Consider the following 18,562-nt stretch of genomic DNA (forward strand, 5'->3'; position numbering starts at 1 on the left):
GAACACAGAGGAACGAACTGAGATGACAATGACCCCCGAACAGGCCGCCTGGTTCCAGGGCACCTTCGCCCGCCTGGTCGACAACGTCGACAAGGCCGTGCAGGGCAAGCGGGAGATCGTCAGCCTGGTGCTGGCGTCGATGCTGGCGGAGGGCCACGTGCTCCTGGAGGACGCGCCCGGCACCGGCAAGACCAGCCTCGCGAAGGCGCTGGCCGCCACGGTGCAGGGGACCAGTTCGCGCATCCAGTTCACGCCCGACCTGCTGCCCTCCGACGTCACCGGCGTCACGATCTACGACCAGCAGGCGCACAAGTTCGAGTTCCACAAGGGACCGATCTTCTCCTCGATCGTTCTGGCCGATGAGATCAACCGCGCCTCCCCGAAGACCCAGTCGGCACTGCTCGAGGTCATGGAGGAGTCGAAGGTCACGGTCGACGGCGTCACGCACGAGGCCGGCCGGCCGTTCCTCGTCATCGCGACGCAGAACCCGATCGAGCAGGCCGGAACGTACAAGCTGCCGGAGGCGCAGCTCGACCGCTTCCTCATCAAGACGTCGATCGGGTACCCCGACCTCGCGGTGACGGAGAGCATCCTCGCCGGAGCATCGGATCGCAACCCGTCCTCGAGTCTGTCGGCGATGATCACCACCGGGGCCGTCGCCGACATGGCCGATCTCGCAGCCACCGCGCACGTCGAGCCGGCCGTGCTCCGCTACGTCGCCGAACTCGCCGAGGCCACCCGCAACGACAGCGGCGTCCGGCTCGGTGTGTCGGTGCGCGGCGCGATCGCGATCATCCGCCTCGCGAAGGTGTGGGCGGCCGTCCACGGTCGTCACTACGTCCTCCCCGACGACATCAAGGCGCTCGTCGCCCCGGCGTGGCAGCACAGGCTGCTGCTCGACGCCGAAGCGGAGTTCGCCGGGACCACCTCGGACGTCGTCCTTGGTCGCGTTCTCGAGACGGTCGCGGCACCTCAGGCGCGAACGGCGGCTTGATGACCGCAGAGACGCTGGCCGCAGCGCCCACGACCGACCGTGATGCCGGATGGCGCGACATCGCGGCGGTCATCGGTGCGCGCATCGGCGTACGTCTGCGGAAGATCGCCAGCGTCATCCGCCCACTGGCGTGGGTGCTCATGGCCCTGGCGGTCGTCTTCTGGATCGTCGGCGCGAGCCTGGGCTGGCGTGAACTCACCCTCGCCGCTGTCATCGTGGCGCTGACCCTCGTGCTGTGCGCGCTGTTCCTCATCGGGCGCACCGAGTACGACGTCTCCCTCGACCTCGCCCGCACGAGGGTCGTCGTGGGGGAACGAGCGGTCGGCGCGCTCACCCTGTCGAACCCCGGCGATCGCGCGATCCTGCCCTCTCGTGTCGTGCTGCCGGTCGGCAGCGGACGTGGCGAGTTCGGCATCCAGCGCCTCGCACCCGGCGACAAGGCCGAAGAGCTCTTCGCGATACCCACTCAGCGCCGCGGCGTCGTCAAGGTGGGCCCGGTCAGTGTGGTGCGCGGCGACCCGTTCGGCCTGTTCGAGCGCGCGCACCGCCGCGACGATCCCGTCGACCTGTTCGTCCACCCCCAGACCGTGCTCTTCGACGGCCAGTCCCTCGGCTTCCTGCGCGACCTCGAAGGTCTTCCCGCAGCCGATCTCTCGCGCGATGACGTGTCCTTCCACGCGCTGAACGAGTACCAGCCCGGAGACGACCTGCGTCACGTGCACTGGCGCTCCACCGCGCGCACCGGCGTGATGATGGTGCGGCAGTACGAGGAGACCAGGCGTTCGCACTTCGTGATCGGTCTCTCACGCTCCAGCGGCGACTACGCGAGCGACGGCGACTTCGAACTCGGGATCTCGGTCGCGGGCTCCGTCGGGCTCCGCGCGATCCGCGACTCCCAGCGCGTGGACGTGCGCGTGCAGGGCCGCGAGCTCCGGGCCGGCACCGGCAAACAGCTGCTCGATTCGCTCGCGGCCGTCGAGGCCAGCAAGCCGCGCGACGGAGGGATCTCCGACCTCAGCGGCGTGATCGCCGCCACGATGCCGCTCGCGAGCGTCGTCGTGCTCGTGTGCGGTACCAAGGTCTCGAACGAAGACCTACGACTCGCCTGTGCGCGCCTCCCGTTCGGCGCCCGCGTGATCGCGATCGTCGCCGACGGCACGGTCGACGCGCCGGCCCTGCGCCGCATCGGAGAAGCCGACGTGGTCAGCGTTGGCACGCTGAAGCAGATCCCCCTCGCACTTCAGAAGGTCCTCGCATGAGCGCGTCCGTCGCATCGGCGTTCCCCACCTCACCGGTCCTCACCACGCGCCGCTGGATCCTCGACATGGTGGCGGTCGCCGTGCTGCTGGGCGTCTCGATCGCGGGGTTCTGGCCGACTTTCGCGGGCCCGAGCTATCTCGTGGCGGCCATCGGCGGTGCGCTGCTGGGCATCGCGGTCGCCGCGGTCGCGACATGGCGACGCTGGGGCATCCTCATCATCGCCGGCCTCACCGTGCTGGCGTACTTCCTCTTCGGCGGCGCGCTCGCACTGCCGCACACCGCGATCTTCGGCGTCATCCCCTCGATCGACACGCTCCAGCAGCTCGCCGTCGGGGTCGTGACGTCGTGGAAGCAGCTGCTCACTACCGTCGCGCCGGTCTCCGGGGCGGATGGTTTCCTCCTCGTGCCGTTCCTGCTCATGCTCGTCGTCGCGGTGATCACGGCATCCCTCGCCCTGCGCCTCGCGCAGCCGGCGTGGGCGCTGATCCCCGCAGGAGTATTGCTCGCGGCCGTCATCGCCCTCGGGACGCCGCAGCCGGCCGCCCCCGTCATCCAGGGCACTGTGTTCGCCTTGGCGAGCATCTCGTGGCTGGCGGTGCGTCAGATCTGGGCCCCCCAGAACGCCGCCGTGTCGGTGGGCGAGATCGACCCGGCCAGGGCCAACCACATGCGGATGCGGCGAATGATCTCCGGTGCGGTCGTGCTCGCCGTCGCGGCGGGTGCAGGAGTGGCGACCAGCGCGTTCACCGCGCCGACCGAGGTGCGGCACGTGCTGCGCGACACGATCATCCCACCGTTCGACGTGCGTGACTACCCGAGCGCGCTGCAGTCGTTCCGCGGTCACGTGCGCGACGACGCCGAGAGCACGCTGTTCACCGTGCGCGGACTCCCCGAGGGTGCCCGGGTGCGCCTCGCCGCCATGGATGAGTTCGACGGTCAGGTCGTCAACGTCGTCGACGGCGGTCCCAGCTCGTCCAGCGCGTTCACACCGATCCGCTCGAACATGTCGCCCGAAGCCGAGGGCATCCCCGTGACGCTGCAGTTCGACATCGACGAGTACTCCGACGTCTGGGTGCCGCAGGCGGGTCTCGTGTCGGAGTTCCAGTTCTCCGGGGACGACGCCGACACGCTGCGCCGGGGCACGTACTACAGCACGGGCTCCGCGACCGCCGTGGCGACGCCGGGGCTCAGCAAGGGCGACAGCTACACGGTGCAGACGACGGTGCCGGGGCAGTACAGCGACGAGCAGCTCGCGGAGGCCGAGTTCGGAGCGGTGCGCCTGCCGAAGGACAACGTTCCTGAGGAGTTCTCCGCTCTCGCCGGCGAGATCGTCGCGGATGCGGAGACACCCGTCGAGCAGGTGCAGGCGCTCGAGACCTTCCTGTCGGAGGAAGGGTTCTTCAGCCACGGTCTCGAGGGCGAGGTCATCTCGCGCTCCGGTCACACCGCCGAACGCGTGTCGACGCTCATCGGCGGCGATCAGATGATCGGCGACGACGAGCAGTACGCCGTGACGATGGCGCTGCTCGCCGGTGAGCTCGGCATCCCCGCGCGGGTCGTGATGGGCTTCTACCCGGATGAGGAGGACGCGGGCGCCGCAACCTTCACGGCGACCGGTGACGACATCCACGCCTGGGTCGAGGTCAACTTCGACGGATTCGGATGGGTCCCCTTCGACCCGACGCCGCCGGAGGACCAGGTCCCGAACGATCAGAACACCAAGCCGCGCGCCGACCCCAAGCCGCAGGTGCTGCAGCCGCCGCCCCCGCCGCAGGAGCCGGTCGATCTTCCCCCGACCCTGCCCGATGACCGTGAGGCCGAGGACGAGTCGCTGAACATCGGCGGGATCATCCTCGCCATCCTCGCGATCGGCGGGATATCGCTCGGCATCATCGCGCTGCTCGCGTCACCGTTCATCATCATCGGCGCCTGGAAGGCCTCGAGGCGACGCGCGCGCCGCACGGCCGAGCGGACCGCCGACCGGATCGCAGGCGGCTGGGACGAGCTCACCGACCGCGCCGTCGACTACGGCGCTCCACTCGCGCCAGGGGCGACTCGCGGTGAAGAGGCGGCTCTCGTCGCCGATTCGCTGGCCGTGCCGACGGTGACGACCCTCGCCGACCGCGCCGACGCCGAGGTCTTCGGCCCACGCGACCCGAGCGCCGAGGATGTCGAGGCCTTCTGGCGCGAGGTGGATGAGATCGTGCTCGGCCTCGGTGCCGAAGCCGGATTCTGGAAGCGGATCAAGGCGCGCCTCAGCATGCGATCGCTGCTCGTCGGCTCCGCCCTGTCGAACGGCTTCCAGGGGCTCAAAGCAGCGGCAGCCGCGCGAGTTCGGCGCGAACCTGGCACCATCAAGAACAGCACTTCCGAAGCACCCGAGAGTGAGACCCCATGACGCAACCGGCGTTCGGCACCGTCGCCCCGACGTCACGGCGTGCCGTGGCATACATCATCGACGCCGCGATCTCCGCCGGGATCGCGGTCGTCCTGAGCATCCTGCTCGTCGTATTCGCGAGCCTCGCCGGCCCCGAGGGCATGCTCGCGGTGCTGGCCGTCGGCGCACCCGGGGTGTGGCTGGTGATGGTCGGCTGGCTCGTGTTCTACACGTTCATGCAGGCAGGCAGCGGCTCGATCGGCATGCGCGCCCAGGGGCTGCGCCTGGTCAAGGAGGATGACGGCACGTCTCTCGGCTTCGGGAAGGCGCTGCTGCGCAATGTGATCTTCGGGCTCGCAGCATCCATCGTCGTCGGTTATTTCACCCCGCTGTTCGACGGCTCGGGGCGCTTCCAGGGATGGCACGACAAGGTCGCGCGCGCGCTGATGCTCGACGCTCGCACCGGTGCCGCCGCGGTGGGGGTGCCCGTCACCCGGGCGATGAACGTGCCTCCGCGGCCGGTCGCGCCGAACGCCGTACCACCGCTGCCTGGACGCGCGGCAGCGCCGACGTCCGCATTCTCCGCTCCCGGAACCGCGCCCGCCCCGATGGGTGGAGTGCCGCCGGTGCCAGGACTCGCGCCTGCGCGGCCCGCACACGGCTACTCGTCTCCCGAGTCGATCGCGTACGCGGCTCAGAGCGACGCACCAGGCGATGCCGTGCCCGCGCTCGACGAGACGATTCCCGCACCCAGGATGCCGCAGCCCGCGCCAGTCACTCCGCCGTCGGTCGCTCCGCTGTCCGTCGCTCATCCGCCGGTCACTCCGCCGTCGGTCGCGCAGCCGTCGATCAGTTGGCCACCGAGCGCACAGCCTGTCGCGCCCGGTCCCGGTGAGGACTCGCTGATCGCGTTCGTGCCCGGCATCACACAGGACGGTCCGCCGGAGCGGAACACTCCGGCACCCGAGGCGCCGACGGCCACTCCGGCCGCCGCGGCTCCCGCGGTGCCTCCTGCACCGGCCGCGCCTCCTGCACCCGCCCAGCCTGCTCCGGCCCACCCGGCTGTGTCCGACCAGGCGCTGCCCGACGATCTCGGCGACGTCGAGGACACCCGCATCAGCATCCCCGGTCACCGACTCGTCTTCACCTGGGACGACGGCACCAGGGTCACCGTCTCGCAGCGCACGCTGTTCGGGCGCAACCCGGCGCCCGAGGACGGCGCCGTGGCAGTGATCGTGCGCGATGAGACGCTGTCGCTGTCGAAGACGCACTTCGAGGCGGCTGCCGAGGCGTCCGGCGGCTGGGTCAAGGACAGGCATTCCACGAACGGCACAGTGATCGTGCGCGACGGCGAGCGCATCCCGTGCACCCCCGGTGAGGCGGTGCGCGTCCGTCTCGGCGATGCGATCGAGATCGGCGACCGCATCGTCACGATCGGCGGTTACGCATGACGGCTCCACTGATCGTCTCCGCAGGCTCGTCCACCCACACGGGGATGCGCCGCACGCTCAACGAGGACGCGATGCTCGCGAGCGCACCGATCTTCATCGTCGCCGACGGGATGGGCGGGCACGAGGCCGGCGAGCGCGCGAGCGCCGCGGTGGTCGAGGAGTTCGCCCGTTTCGCCGGTCGGGAGAGCCTGGACCTCGACGACGTGCTCGACGCGCTCAGCCGGTCTCGAGTGGCCGTCGACGCGCTGTCCGTCATGGCCACCGGGCGTGCCGGCACGACCCTCAGCGGGGTCGTGCTCGCCGACGTCGACGGCACCGGGTACTGGCTGAGCTTCAACATCGGCGACTCCCGCACGTATCGACTGTCGCGCGGTGAAATGGAGCAGATCAGCGTCGATCATTCGGTCGTGCAGGAGCTCATCGAGTCGGGCGAGCTCACGGTCGCCGATGCGGTCTCCGACCATCGGCGCAACATCATCACCCGCGCGATCGGCGCGGGCAGCACAGGAGACGCCGACTTCTGGATGTTCCCGGCCGAGCTCGGCGATCGCATCCTGATCTGCTCCGACGGACTCTCCTCCGAGGTGCCGGACACGCAGATCCAGCAGATACTCACTATCGAGTCAGACCCGCAGACCGCTGCCGCCACCCTGGTCGGAGAGGCGGTCACCGCCGGAGGCAGGGACAACATCACCGTCGTCGTCGTCGATGCGGTGTTCGTGGCGTCCCGCCCCGGCATGCAGGTGCAGGCGGACGACGACTTCGATGAGAACACCCGGCCCCGCGAGGCAGCCGCAGGAGGGATTCGCTGATGCAGACGACCTACCGACCCGGGGACTGGTACATCATGGTGGCGCCGGGAGCGCTGATCGCGCTATCCCCGGACGCCCCCGAAGAGCTCGTGGCGACGCTGTGGGAGCGCCAGCAGGCCGGCGGCGACCTCGCGGCCGTGATCGACGCCCTCACCGATCACGCGTCGGGATCGTTCGCGGCGATGCTGCCGTTCGCTGCCGTCGTGATGGAAGGGCCCAACGCGAGGATCGCCGTGCGCGGTGACGTGGAGGTGCGCATCACCGGTCCCGACGGCGCCGAGAGCTTCACGGGCACGAACGTCACCACGTGGAGCGAGCGCTTCGCGCCGAACGCGAATCGGATCGCGGTGCACGCCGACGGCGCCGAAAGCACTGCGCCTCTGCCCATCATCGGCGGGATCATCCGGGCGGCGAATGTCAGCGCGGACGTCGAGCCTGCTGATACGGCCGCACCGGATGCCGCGCCGGCGGCGGATGCGCCGGCGCCGAGTGCACCGGATGCTGCGCCTGCGTCGGATGCACCGGTTGACGTGCCGGCCGGGCGATTCGCCGCGCGGCCCCCTGTGACGCCCCTCGTGGTGCCGGCTGCGGTGCCGGCGGCCGAGGCAGCCCCGGCTGTCGAGCCCGAGGCATCCGATCCGGAGCCGATCGTCTCCGAAGAGCCGAGCGCTGAGGAGTCCGTCGAGGATCCTGAGCCCGCGACAGAGCAGATCCCCGAGACCCCCGCGCCGGTCGACGACTCGGTCGACGGTGCGACTCTCGCTCCGCCGGACATGTCGGATTCGAGCGACATCGACGAGTTCGAGCAGCTGTTCGGTGCGACGATCGCGTCGCCGAGCGCGGTCGTGCAACCGGCTCCCGCTCCTCCCGCACCGCCGGCGCCGGCCGGCGCAGTGCCCGTGGACGGCGCGGACGACGGAGACCACGACGGAGCGACGATCTCCGTGGCAGAAGCCCGCGCCCTCCGTCAGAAGGTCCCGACGGCCGCGCCGGAGGCGCCGACGGCGGTGCTCCCTGTGGTCGCCTCCGGCGCGGGTCGCGTGCGTGTCTCTACAGGGCAGGTCGTCACGCTCGATCGCACGGTCATCATCGGACGACGCCCGCGCTCACCGCGTGCGAGCGGTGCAGACCTCCCGCACCTCGTCGCGGTGGAGAGCCCGCAGCAGGACATCTCCCGCAGCCACCTCGAGATCCGTCCCGAAGGCGACACCGTGGTCGTGGTCGATCTGCACACCACCAACGGCTCGACGCTGCTGCGCTCCGGAGCCGACCCGTTGCGCCTGCACCCGGGGGAGCAGACGCTCGTGCTCTCCGGCGACGTCGTCGACCTCGGCGATGGCGTCACCGTCGCGTTCGAGGATCTTCCGTGAGTCGACCCCCCTCACCACCCCCGGAACTTCCCGGCTTCACCTACGTCGAGCCGCTGGGCACCGGTGGCTTCGCAGACGTCTTCGTCTACGAGCAGCAGATGCCCAGGCGCAAGGTCGCCGTGAAGGTGCTGCTCGCCGATCGGATCTCGAGCAGTGCGGCCCAGGAGTTCACCGACGAGGCCAACGTCATGGCGATGCTGTCGACGCATCCGGCGATCGTCACGATCTACCATGCCGGTGTCGCCGGAGACGGCCGTCCGTACCTGGTGATGGAGTACTGCCCGAGGCCGAACCTGCAGGTGCGCGCTCGGAAGGAGCCGTTCTCGGTCGCCGAGGCCCTGCGCGTCGGCATCCAGGTCGCGGGAGCGGTCGAGACCGCGCATCGCGCCGGTGTGCTGCACCGTGACATCAAACCCGCGAACATCCTGGTCACCGAGTACAACCGCCCGGCGCTCACCGACTTCGGCATCGCGTCGACCACGGGTGCGGTGACGGAGGCGACGGGGATGTCGATCCCGTGGTCGCCACCGGAGTTCTTCGCCGACCCGCCGCAGAGCGGACCCCGCTCCGACGTGTTCGCCCTCGGCGCCACGCTCTACACGCTGCTCGCGGGGCGTTCCCCGTTCGAGCGCCCCGGTGAGCGCAACTCGGGTGCCGATCTGATCGAGCGCATCGAACGCGCACCGCTGCAGCCGTTGTCGCGCGCCGATTCGCCCGCGAGTCTGCAGAAGGCCATCGAACGCGCGATGGCCAAGAACCCCGACGCGCGCTTCCCGAGCGCCGTGGCGTTCGCGCGTGCGCTGCAGAAGGTGCAGATCGAGCTGACGCACTCGGTCACGCCCATCGACATCATCGACGACCATCCGATCGCGGAAGACCTCGAGGACGAGGCGGACGGCCTCACCCGCGTGCGTGACATCGTCAGCATCGAGCCGGATGCCGGCGCCACCCGCCCGTCAGCGACGACCCGCCCGTTCGGTCGGCCGCAGCCTGCCCCGCAATCCCCGTCCGGTCCGCAGTTCTCACCCGGGAGCCCCGTCGACAGCGGTGCCGTGGAGGACACCGTCCTCCGCTCGACGCCGCCCTCGGCCGCTGCCGCTCCCGTCGACGACGATCGCACCCTGCTGCGCGCGCCGCGGACGCTCTCCCCTGAGCTGCCGCAGGTGCAGCACGCGCGGGCCGAGACTCCGGCTCCGCCCGCCGCGATGCCCTCCGCCACACGCAGACCTCGAGTGGGGCTGTGGGTCACGGCGGCCGCAGTCGCCGCGGTGCTGGTCGGAGCGACGATCGTCGGCGTCAACATGATCTCCGGGGCGGAGCCTGAACCGGTGGAGACGCAGGGCGAGGCCGTCCCGCAGGATCCCGTGTCCGACGCCGTGCCGCGGGTCGAAGAGCTCGCAGGCACCAGGGACGGCACCGCGATCACCTTCACCTGGAGCAACCCGGCATCGGAGGACGGAGACCTGTACCTGTGGAACACGGTCGATCTCTCCGGAGCCGGCAAGCCGGAGACGTCCCGCGAGGCCACTGTGACCTTCCAGGGTGCGGCGTCGGGACAGGTCTGCATCGACGTCATGCTGCGCCGCAGTGACGGACGCGCGTCAGAGCCCGTGCGGGGGTGCGTCGAGTGAGCACCGATCAGGTCACCGTCGAGTTCGCCGGCGAGTACTTCCCGATCGAACGCGGGGGGCGTTTCACGGTCGGACGGGAGGGCGACCTCGCGATCGACGACAACCTCTTCCTGCACAGGCACTTCCTCGAGATCAGCCATGAGGCGGGCCTGTGGTGGCTGTCGAACATCGGCAGTCGACTGACGGCGACCGTGACGGACTCGGCAGGGGGAGTGCAGGCCTGGCTGGCTCCCGGTGCACGCCTGCCGCTGGTCTTCCACCGGACCACTGTGGTGTTCACGGCCGGACCGACCACTTACGAGCTCGTCGTGCACGCGGCGGAGCCGACGTTCCGGCCCACGCGTCCGGAGAGTGCGGACGGTGATGCCACGATCGGCGACGTGCCGCTGACGGTGAGTCAGCGACAGCTGATCCTGGCGCTCGCCGAGCCGCAGTTGCTGCGCGACGGCACCGGCATGAGCGAGATCCCCACTTCTGCGAGTGCCGCGCAGCGGCTGGGGTGGACGATCACCCGCTTCAACCGCAAGCTCGACAACGTCTGCGACAAGCTCGATCGGATCGGCGTACCGGGTATGCGCGGCGGTCAACGGAACTTCGCGACCAACAGGCGGGGGCGGCTCGTGGAGTACGCGATCGCATCGCGACTGGTCACGAAGACCGACCTCGCGCTGCTGGATCTGCGCACGGAGGAAGAGAACACGGAAGGGTCCGGCGCCGATGAGTGAGGATCAGAACCAGGGGCCGCAGCTCGTCCCGCGCCCCGTCGACGCCGCGGTCGCCGCGGAATGGCGGTCGTTCTTCGCCGGCGGCGGTGTGTTCTCGCTGCCGGCGGCGGCCGAGGTCAACCGGCGAAAGCGCGGCAGCAACACCGTCTTCCTGACCGCGCTGGTCCTGCTCGCTGTCGCGGCGGCCGCCGTGGCGGCCGTGCTCCTCGCCACAGGAACGGGGCGTGCGCTGACGTACGCGCTCCTCGCCGTACTCGTCATCGTGACCGTCGTGGCCGCAGCCAGGATCGCCGGCATCCGTCGTTCGCTGAACGCCGTGCGCGACTCCCCTCAGGAGTACATCGCGGTCTCTCGGGACGGCATGCGCTTCGCCGGAGTCGACTTCCCCTGGACGGCGGTCGTCGGCGGGCTCATCATCGACGAGCGCGGGGTGCAGTACTCCGGGTTGAAGCGACTCACCGCCGGGGTCATGTCGTCAGCCGGTCATCCGCAGGTGGAGCTGCTGCTCGGTGTGCAGGAGGGCACGGTGCGCGAGTACCGCTCGCGCGCGCCGGGTGCGGTCGGACGAGTGTTCTTCGTCTCGATGGGCTCCGGTGGACCGAGGATCCCGTTGCACCATGCGATCGACGACGAGAGCATCAACGCCGTCGCCACCGCGGCGAGGGTGAGTGCGGCCGATGCCGATGTGCCCATCATCGTCTCGCGCGATCCGGCGCTCATCCATCCGACGATCATGGCAATCTGGCGCGGAAAGCGCCCCACAGCAGGAAAGGATCCGCATGAGTGACCTTCGCGCAGAACGATGCGACCGGATGGTGCAGCCGATCGTCGATCTGACGGCCTCGGTGCTGGCATCCCAGATCGGCAACCTCGATGACTTCGACGATGTGATCAGGGCGGCGGAGGCGGTGCTCGCCGTGGCCGAACTCGGCTCCTTCGGCATCGACGACGACGCGTACATCGACTGGGCGGGCGCAGCCCCCGCCACGTTCAAACTCATCATCGAGGCCGCTGAACGCAAGGACAAGAAAGCGGTGTGGCTCGCGTTCGCCGATCCGCAGACCGGTGTGTATCGCGTCTCGGCGGCGTGCCAGGGCCTACCGCGCTGGTGACGCGGCGGCGCCGCCGTCAGCAGCCTTCGGCGAGCGGTGAGGGCGGGGCGACTTCCGCCTCTGCCCAGTCGCTGAACTCGACTTCCATCGTGCCGGCGGCATCCGCACGCACCAGAGCGATGGGCAACGGAGCGCCGTCCGTCGAGACGGTCAGCGCGCCGAGCGCTCCCTCGCCGCCGAGGACGAGGTTCGCGGTGCCCTCGCCAGTGGCGGCGACGGCACTCGCGTCGGCGCTGAACTCGGCGACCGTGCGCACCGGGTCGAGCAGCGTCCGCCAGCGCGCCACGGCGGGGTCGTCGACGCCGACGCAGGCGTAGACGCCGTCTGCCGCGTCGCCCGTAGGAGAAGGCAGGATGTAGGCCACGTCATCGGTCAGCACGATCCGGGTGGTCGCTTCGCCGACCACGAACTCGGCCTGCACCGAGCCGCCGCGGCCGGACACCGAGAACGTCATCAACCTGTCCGCCGTGTCGACGAATACGCCCGTCATCGTCACCCCGCGTTCGGCGCGCATCGCGGCGATCACGGTGGCGAGGGCATCGTCGGTGCCGAGCAGCGCGACGCCGTTGCCGACGTCCTCGCCCCAGTCCTCACTCAGATCCAGATGGGTGGGCGTCGCGACGGGCGTGGCTGGGGCTCCGGAGCATCCCGGCACGAGCAGGAGCGCGAGCGTCAGCGGGATGATGACGCGCCGAAGCGCATCACTCCTCCTCTTCGGCATCCGTCACGCACCCCGATACGGCGCCCTGCTGGTCGAGCGTCGCCCGATCGAGTGAGGCGGGTGCCTTCTCATTGCCCTCGGCGGGTCGCACCAGAAGGCAGGACCTCTCATCGATGAGTCCGGCGGCCAGCGGCAGCCAGACCTCGGTGCCGGTCACTCGCTGAGACACGTCCACCGCGTCGCCGGCCGGACCGTCGACGACGATCACCTGGTACGGCACGTCAGGGCCGCTCCAGCTGGCGCGCACCACGTTCTCGGTCGCCTCGACCTTCAGATCGGTGGCGGCGGCCGTACCGCCGAAGACACCGAGGATCAGGAACACCGCCAGCGCGATCAGGGCGATCAGCGTGGTGCCGGCCGACACGAGGAACGCAGGATGCAACCACAGCGGACGGCGCTTCGCCGAGGACGAGTCCTCTTCCAGCTCGGGGAGCACGCTGCCGGAGATCTCGAGGGGCCGGATCGGACCGGACATCGCGTCCAGGCTCGGACGCGGGGACGACCATCCGATCTGCCCCGCCATGGCGGCCGGAGCCGATGACGGCGCAGAGGAAGACCAGGAGGCCGGCGTGGTCGTGATGATCGAGGGTTGCCCGGTGACCGAGTCCGTCGCGCTGCTGCGCTCTCGTCGGGTGCGGGGGACATCGCTCATCGAAGGACTGCGGATTCTCTCTGCTGATCGGTCCCGTCTATCCTAGTCGTGATCCGACCGGAGACTTGGAGTCGAATGCGTTCGTCGTTGCCCTGGCGTCGCGGCGCAGCCGCGGTCCTCGCGCTGGTGCTGCCCGTCGCGTCCGTCCTGCTCGCCGCGCAGGGCGACGAGGAAGAAGACGAGGGCCCGCCCCCGGACGGCGCCGTCATGATCCCCTACCAGGAAGCCGGTGAGATCCGTCCTGGTGAGGGGTGGTTGATCGACTGCTCATCGCTCGGAGTCGTCGAGGGCGTGACGATCGCGTGCGACACCGAATCGATAACGCTCTCCGCCGCGTACGACCCGGACTGGGGAGAGCATCCGCTGTCCGTGCGCATGGTCTCGAAGCACACCGACCTCCAGGTCGGTTACACGCTGCGCATGGAGCCCCCGCCGGCACCGGAGATCACGGTCGACCGACTGGACATGCCCATCGAGGTCGGGGCGCAGGCGATGGTGCCGTTGTCCGCACTGGGCATCGAATGCGAGATGTGCTCTGACGACGGCGGCGCGCTCATCGAGGTCGGCAAGCTCCCGCACGGCGTCGACGTCGGGGTGAGCGGCACTCATCTCTCCGTCAGGGGCTCCGCGCCCCGAGATGTGGAGGTGCCGTTGCGCGTCACCGACGACGCGGGGCAGACCGGCGAGGTGAAGCTGACGCTCTCGTTCGTCGAGGCCGCGTCGTCGGAGCCGGTGGGTGCGCTGCACGTCGTCAGCAGCGCATCGGAGTGGGACCTCGCCGCGCTGTCGTGGGGCGACGACCTCACGGTCGTCTGCGCCGAACCCCGACCGGCAGCGCTCGCCTGCGCGCCGGACGGCACGGCATCGCTCGCCGCCGACAGCCCGTCGCCCGCACAGTTCATGTTCCGCGTCGTCGCAGACGACGGCGCGCAGGCCTGGGGCAGCGTCACGGTCGATGCCGACGCAGGGGACCGCGACGTCGCGGTACCGGCATGGGCGCACGAGGCCCCGCTGCACATGGTCTATCCGCCCTCGGGCGATGACGCACCCGGTGAAGGCGGATCCCTGCTGGGAGCGCTGACACTCCTGTTGGAAGGGATACCCGGATCATGAGCCTCCGGTTGACTGTCGCCGATCGTCCTGGCGGCTCGCATACAGAATCGTGGCTGGTCAAGGTCGACGAAGCGACCACGGTGTCCGAGATCGGTGAGGCGCTGAGCGTGCCCGTCGAGATCGTCGCACCCGGTGCGGATCCCGTAGCACCGTTCGCGAAGTCGATGCTGCGAAGCGGTGTCGTGGTCCCGAGCCGCTCATCGACCGTGCATCCTGCCGGAACGACCAGGCTCGACTTCGTCGCCGGCCCGTTCGCCGGCGAATCGGTGGCCGTCGTACCGGGGGAGCAGCTGCTGATCGGGCGCGGCCCCAGCGCCACGATCCGCGTCGCCGACCCTCACCTGGCAGAGGAGCACGCGCACATCACGGTGACCGGTGGGGCATCCGTAGAGGGCGCGCCTCTGCCACTCGCCGCGCGCATCGAGCTGGTCGACCCGACGGGGAACCTGCTCGTGAACGGCGAACAGGTGTCGTCATCGGCCGAGGTCGTCCCCGCTGATCTCGTCCAGCTGGGAAGCAGCGTGCTGCGCGTCGGCTCCGCCCCGGCATCCGATGCCGACATCACCGTCGACGAGCTCGGAGCCCGCGCGTTCAACCGGCCTTCCCGCATCCGTCCGTCGCAGACACCGCCGTCGGTCACGCTGCCGGGAGACGAGCCGGAAGAGGCCGACGCTTCTCCGCTCCCGTGGCTGTCTGCCATCGTGCCCGTCGTCCTCGGCGTCACCCTCGCGATCGTCTTCCAGCGACCCGTCATGCTGCTGATGGCCGCCGCCTCGCCGATCATGGTCGTCGGCTCGTTCATCGCCAACAAGAAGATCGCCAAGCGCAAGGGCGAGCGCACGCAGGTGGAATGGATCGCGGAGATCGAGTCCGCGAGGGAGCGCATCGCTGCGACCGTGCGGCAGCAGCGACTGACGAGCTGGTACCACCACCTCGACCCGGTGTACATCCGCGATGTCGTCACCCGTCCGCTCTCGCGGCTCTGGGAGCGCCGGCGATCGGAATCCGACGCGCTGAAGGTGCGTGTGGGCGTCGCGGACGTCCGGCTCGACGTCCGCTTCGAAGGCGGTCCGCAGAAGGAGAGACGCGAGGATCGGCACGTCGGGGTGTCCCCGTCGCCCGTGGTCGTCGATCTCGCCGACGGGCCCGTCGGAGTCGCGGGGCCGGCCGACGTGGCCGAGGGCGTCGTGCGTTCGATGATCACCGCGCTGACGGCGCTGCGCTCGCCGAGGGATCTCCAGATCGCCGTGCTGTGCGATCGCGAGCAGGAGCACGCCTGGTCGTGGGTGCAGTGGTTGCCGCACGCCCAGCCGGGTGTCGGGCCGGTCGCGCTCATCGGCAACACCGACCTCACCCGTCGCGAACGCGTGCGCGAGATGGGCGCGCTCCTCGACGTGCGCATGCGCATCGGGCGCGATCGACGCATCGAGACCGAATCGCACGTCGTGCTGATCGTCGACGGCGCGCGCCGATACCGGATGCTGCCTGGCATGGTCGCACTGCTGGAGCACGGAGCGGCGTACGGCATCCATGTGATCGCGATCGACAGCGACCGGTCCCGCCTGCCGGAGGAGGCGACGACGGTCGTCGTCGCCGACCCTGGGGACCCGCTGCTGGGCCGTGTCGAGTCCGGTGACGCGTATCACTCGCCCGTGCTGCTCGATCAGGTCACGGTGAACTACGCCGAGGAGCTCGCGAGAGCGTTGAGCTCGATCGAGCACGTCCGCGGCGTCGGCGATGACGCGACGGTGCCGACCAGCGTGCGCTACACGGAGCTGCTGGGCGTCGACCTCAACGACCCGCAGCCCATCATCGATCAGTGGCGGGTCGCACCCCGGCAGTCGTTCGTCGTGATCGGTGCGGGTTCGGAGGGCGAGTGCGCGGTGGACATCGCCACCGACGGGCCGCACGCGCTGGTCGCCGGCACCACCGGTTCGGGCAAGTCGGAGTTCCTGCAGGCGCTGGTCATCTCGCTGGCGCTGGCGAACCGGCCGGACGCGCTCAACTTCGTCCTGATCGACTACAAGGGCGGATCGGCGTTCGCCGACTGCGCGCGGCTTCCGCACACCGTCGGCATGGTCACCAACCTCGACGCACGCGAGACCGAACGCGCGCTCGCCTCCCTCGACGCTGAGCTCAAGCGCCGCGAGCGGGTGCTGCGGGACGAGATCGGCGCGAAGGATGTCGACGCCGCGTGGGACAAGGACGCGGATGCCGCAGCGAAGCTGGGCCTCGCACGGCTGATGATCGTCGTCGACGAGTTCGCCGAGCTCAAGACCGAGCTGCCGGACTTCATCAACGGGCTCGTGCGCATCGCGCGCGTCGGCCGCTCGCTCGGTGTCAACCTCGTGCTCGCGACGCAGCGCCCGTCCGGTGTGATCACACCCGAGATGCAATCGAACATCAACCTGCGCATCGCGCTGCGCGTGACCGATCGCGCGGACTCCACCGATGTCATCGGCACCCCCGATGCCGCGCTCATCTCGGCCGCGACGCCGGGTCGCGGGTACATGCGTGCGGGCCTCGACGCCGCCCCAGTGGTCTTCCAGACGGCGCGCGTGGCAGGGCTGAGGATCGGGCACCAGCGCACGACCAGGGTGCTGCCGCCGGCCGCGAAGTTCGATTGGCAGACCGTCGGCCTGCCGCCGCGCTTCCCCGCGGTGGAGAAGGCGGTGCACCGCCCCGACCAGGACGACACCGACCTGCGCGGCCTGGTGCAGCTGGCCACGAAGGCGGCGGCCGAGCTCGGCGTGGAGCGCAGCCCGTCGCCGTGGCTGCTGCCGCTGCCCGAACTTCTTCCGCTCGATCGTTTCGACGAGGACTCCGCGCCCGAGGGTGCAGTCGTCCTCGGACTCGTCGACGTGCCTTCGCGCCAGACGCAGCGTCCGCTGCTGTGGCACGTCCACAACGACTCCCACCTGCTGTTCTTCGGAGGCAGCCGATCAGGCCGCACCACCGCCGTGCGGACGCTGCTCGCCCAGGCCGTGCAGCGCTTCACCCCCGCCGACCTGCATGTGTACGCGGTCGACTACGGGACGGGTGCGCTGCTGCCGTTCGTGGGAGCGCCGCACACCGGTGCGGTGATCACGCCACAGGATTCGGGTCGTCTTCCCCGTCTGCTCGCGCGGATGAGCGAAGAGCTCTCGCGCAGGCAATCGGTGATCGCAGCCGCCGGTGTGGGCAGCATCGGAGAGCAGCGGGCGCAGGCGGACGCGCGTGACGCCCTCTCGTACGCGCTGTTCGTGATCGACGGATGGGAGCGGCTGTCGGCATCGCTGAGTGCGGACGACATGGTGACGGTCCGCGACCATGTCCTGCGACTGCTCCGCGAGGGGCCCTCGTCCGGCCTGCGGGTGATCATCACCGCCGACCGGTCGGTGCCAAGCGACAAGGTCGCCAGCTTCATCGACACGCGGTACGCGCTGCCGATGCGCGACGTCAACGACTACCGTGGCGCGGGCATCATGATCCGCGAGGTGCCGTCGTCGATTCCTCCCGGACGCGTGATGTTCGGCTCCTCGGGCACCGAGGCGCAGCTCGCGGTGCTGTCCACGGACGTGACGGGCGAGGGGCAGACCGCGGCGGTCCGCGCGATCGTCGAGTACGTGTCGGCGCACTACGCGCAGTTCCCGCAGCTGGCCGAGCTGCCGCAGGCGTTCCGCGTCGATCCGCTGCCGCAGCGCATCGGCCTCAGCGAGACCGCGAAGCTGCCGCTCCTGGAAGGCGCGACCGCCGAGTTCCCCGTGGTGGCCGTCGGCGGCGACCGGCTCTCGCGGATCACGGTCGCATGGCCCGACGTCGGTGGTTTCGTCGTCACCGGAGACAGGCGCAGCGGCAAGACGCATGCCCTCGCCGTCATCGCGCATCAGCTCGCGTGGCACGGCACCCGCATCGTCGTGGCCGTCGCCCGCGACGGTTCAGTGCTCTCGGACGTGGCGCGCAGCCACGGGATGCCGGTACTGACCCCGCAGTCGGCAGAGGGCGATGTGGTCGCAGCGCTCGCCGCGGGCGAGCAGCCGCTCACGATCGTCGTCGACGACAGCGAGGGAATCCGCGACTCGACGCTCGATCGCGCACTCGCGTCCGCGCGGGGTCATGCCCGTTTCGTGGTGGGCGTCGGATCGGAGTCGGCGGGTTCCGCGATCACTGTCGCACTGACCGAGGCGAAGAAGGGCAGAGCGGGCCTTCTGCTCTCGCCGACCTCGACCATCATCGGCACGCAGGTGTTCGGTGTGCAGCTCGCCCGTACGCACATCGGACGCGGCGCGCCTGGCTCCGGCATGTTCTTCTCCGACGGCACCTACGTGCCTGTGCAGGTCCCGGACCTCACCGCGTGAATCCGGG

At 70.1% G+C, this 18,562-nt stretch carries 14 protein-coding genes; 12 read left to right on the top strand and 2 right to left on the bottom strand.

Going from position 1 to position 18,562, the window contains the following annotated elements:
- The first annotated feature begins 22 nt into the window (after nucleotides 1-22).
- From ACYVG2_RS07600 to ACYVG2_RS07645, 10 genes are read left to right on the top strand one after another with little or no spacing between them, the layout of a single operon-like run.
- Nucleotides 23-994 (top strand): AAA family ATPase, encoded by a 972-nt coding sequence (locus tag ACYVG2_RS07600; RefSeq protein WP_448966660.1) that lies wholly within the window; start codon nucleotides 23-25, stop codon nucleotides 992-994.
- Nucleotides 994-2,253, top strand: coding sequence for a DUF58 domain-containing protein (locus ACYVG2_RS07605; protein WP_448966659.1), 1,260 nt, complete (start codon nucleotides 994-996; stop codon nucleotides 2,251-2,253). Before ACYVG2_RS07600 ends, ACYVG2_RS07605 begins: the two co-directional genes overlap by 1 nt.
- Entirely contained in the window at nucleotides 2,250-4,652 is a 2,403-nt protein-coding gene (locus ACYVG2_RS07610) for a transglutaminase family protein (protein WP_460780410.1), read from the top strand. The genes ACYVG2_RS07605 and ACYVG2_RS07610 overlap by 4 nt, the downstream gene beginning before the upstream one ends.
- Nucleotides 4,649-6,082, top strand: a complete 1,434-nt coding sequence (locus ACYVG2_RS07615; RefSeq protein WP_460780411.1) for an RDD family protein — start codon at nucleotides 4,649-4,651, stop codon at nucleotides 6,080-6,082. The genes ACYVG2_RS07610 and ACYVG2_RS07615 overlap by 4 nt, the downstream gene beginning before the upstream one ends.
- Nucleotides 6,079-6,894: a PP2C family protein-serine/threonine phosphatase gene (locus ACYVG2_RS07620; RefSeq protein WP_460780412.1), complete on the top strand. Its 816-nt coding sequence runs from the start codon at nucleotides 6,079-6,081 to the stop codon at nucleotides 6,892-6,894. The genes ACYVG2_RS07615 and ACYVG2_RS07620 overlap by 4 nt, the downstream gene beginning before the upstream one ends.
- A complete protein-coding gene (locus tag ACYVG2_RS07625) occupies nucleotides 6,894-8,264 on the top strand; it encodes an FHA domain-containing protein (RefSeq protein WP_460780413.1) in 1,371 nt (456 codons plus the stop codon). Before ACYVG2_RS07620 ends, ACYVG2_RS07625 begins: the two co-directional genes overlap by 1 nt.
- Nucleotides 8,261-9,895, top strand: coding sequence for a serine/threonine-protein kinase (locus tag ACYVG2_RS07630; RefSeq protein WP_460780414.1), 1,635 nt, complete (start codon nucleotides 8,261-8,263; stop codon nucleotides 9,893-9,895). The genes ACYVG2_RS07625 and ACYVG2_RS07630 overlap by 4 nt, the downstream gene beginning before the upstream one ends.
- Nucleotides 9,892-10,620 (top strand): hypothetical protein, encoded by a 729-nt coding sequence (locus tag ACYVG2_RS07635; RefSeq protein ID WP_460780415.1) that lies wholly within the window; start codon nucleotides 9,892-9,894, stop codon nucleotides 10,618-10,620. The genes ACYVG2_RS07630 and ACYVG2_RS07635 overlap by 4 nt, the downstream gene beginning before the upstream one ends.
- Entirely contained in the window at nucleotides 10,613-11,407 is a 795-nt protein-coding gene (locus tag ACYVG2_RS07640) for a hypothetical protein (protein ID WP_460780416.1), read from the top strand. The genes ACYVG2_RS07635 and ACYVG2_RS07640 overlap by 8 nt, the downstream gene beginning before the upstream one ends.
- On the top strand, nucleotides 11,400-11,732 hold the full coding sequence (locus ACYVG2_RS07645; protein ID WP_448966651.1) for a hypothetical protein: 333 nt from the start codon (nucleotides 11,400-11,402) through the stop codon (nucleotides 11,730-11,732). Before ACYVG2_RS07640 ends, ACYVG2_RS07645 begins: the two co-directional genes overlap by 8 nt.
- Before the next feature lie 16 nt (nucleotides 11,733-11,748).
- Here ACYVG2_RS07645 and ACYVG2_RS07650 read toward each other — a convergent pair whose 3' ends face one another.
- Complete coding sequence (locus ACYVG2_RS07650) at nucleotides 11,749-12,453, bottom strand: hypothetical protein (protein ID WP_460780417.1); 705 nt, start codon at nucleotides 12,451-12,453, stop codon at nucleotides 11,749-11,751.
- Nucleotides 12,434-13,105 carry a hypothetical protein gene (locus ACYVG2_RS07655; RefSeq protein ID WP_460780418.1) on the bottom strand — a complete coding sequence of 224 codons (672 nt, stop codon included), beginning with the start codon at nucleotides 13,103-13,105 and terminating at the stop codon, nucleotides 12,434-12,436. The genes ACYVG2_RS07650 and ACYVG2_RS07655 overlap by 20 nt, the downstream gene beginning before the upstream one ends.
- 75 nt (nucleotides 13,106-13,180) lie before the next feature.
- On the opposite strand from ACYVG2_RS07655, the gene ACYVG2_RS07660 reads away from it, so the two are divergent.
- Together ACYVG2_RS07660 and ACYVG2_RS07665 are read left to right on the top strand one after the other, a co-directional pair.
- Nucleotides 13,181-14,218 carry a hypothetical protein gene (locus ACYVG2_RS07660; RefSeq protein WP_460780419.1) on the top strand — a complete coding sequence of 346 codons (1,038 nt, stop codon included), beginning with the start codon at nucleotides 13,181-13,183 and terminating at the stop codon, nucleotides 14,216-14,218.
- A complete protein-coding gene (locus tag ACYVG2_RS07665; RefSeq protein WP_460780420.1) occupies nucleotides 14,215-18,555 on the top strand; it encodes an FtsK/SpoIIIE domain-containing protein in 4,341 nt (1,446 codons plus the stop codon). Before ACYVG2_RS07660 ends, ACYVG2_RS07665 begins: the two co-directional genes overlap by 4 nt.
- Nucleotides 18,556-18,562: the final 7 nt, after the last annotated feature.

This window comes from Microbacterium shaanxiense (assembly GCF_054779995.1).

What these genes read in the sequence shown, in the direction of transcription:
- ACYVG2_RS07620 (WP_460780412.1), top strand. Translation starts at nt 6,079, where the DNA reads ATGACGGCTCCACTGATCGTCTCCGCAGGCTCGTCCACCCACACGGGG.
- ACYVG2_RS07660 (WP_460780419.1), top strand. Translation starts at nt 13,181, where the DNA reads ATGCGTTCGTCGTTGCCCTGGCGTCGCGGCGCAGCCGCGGTCCTCGCG.
- ACYVG2_RS07600 (WP_448966660.1), top strand. Translation starts at nt 23, where the DNA reads ATGACAATGACCCCCGAACAGGCCGCCTGGTTCCAGGGCACCTTCGCC.
- ACYVG2_RS07640 (WP_460780416.1), top strand. Translation starts at nt 10,613, where the DNA reads ATGAGTGAGGATCAGAACCAGGGGCCGCAGCTCGTCCCGCGCCCCGTC.
- ACYVG2_RS07665 (WP_460780420.1), top strand. Translation starts at nt 14,215, where the DNA reads ATGAGCCTCCGGTTGACTGTCGCCGATCGTCCTGGCGGCTCGCATACA.
- ACYVG2_RS07645 (WP_448966651.1), top strand. Translation starts at nt 11,400, where the DNA reads ATGAGTGACCTTCGCGCAGAACGATGCGACCGGATGGTGCAGCCGATC.
- ACYVG2_RS07650 (WP_460780417.1), bottom strand. Translation starts at nt 12,453, where the DNA reads ATGCCGAAGAGGAGGAGTGATGCGCTTCGGCGCGTCATCATCCCGCTG.
- ACYVG2_RS07615 (WP_460780411.1), top strand. Translation starts at nt 4,649, where the DNA reads ATGACGCAACCGGCGTTCGGCACCGTCGCCCCGACGTCACGGCGTGCC.
- ACYVG2_RS07625 (WP_460780413.1), top strand. Translation starts at nt 6,894, where the DNA reads ATGCAGACGACCTACCGACCCGGGGACTGGTACATCATGGTGGCGCCG.
- ACYVG2_RS07655 (WP_460780418.1), bottom strand. Translation starts at nt 13,105, where the DNA reads ATGAGCGATGTCCCCCGCACCCGACGAGAGCGCAGCAGCGCGACGGAC.
- ACYVG2_RS07610 (WP_460780410.1), top strand. Translation starts at nt 2,250, where the DNA reads ATGAGCGCGTCCGTCGCATCGGCGTTCCCCACCTCACCGGTCCTCACC.
- ACYVG2_RS07605 (WP_448966659.1), top strand. Translation starts at nt 994, where the DNA reads ATGACCGCAGAGACGCTGGCCGCAGCGCCCACGACCGACCGTGATGCC.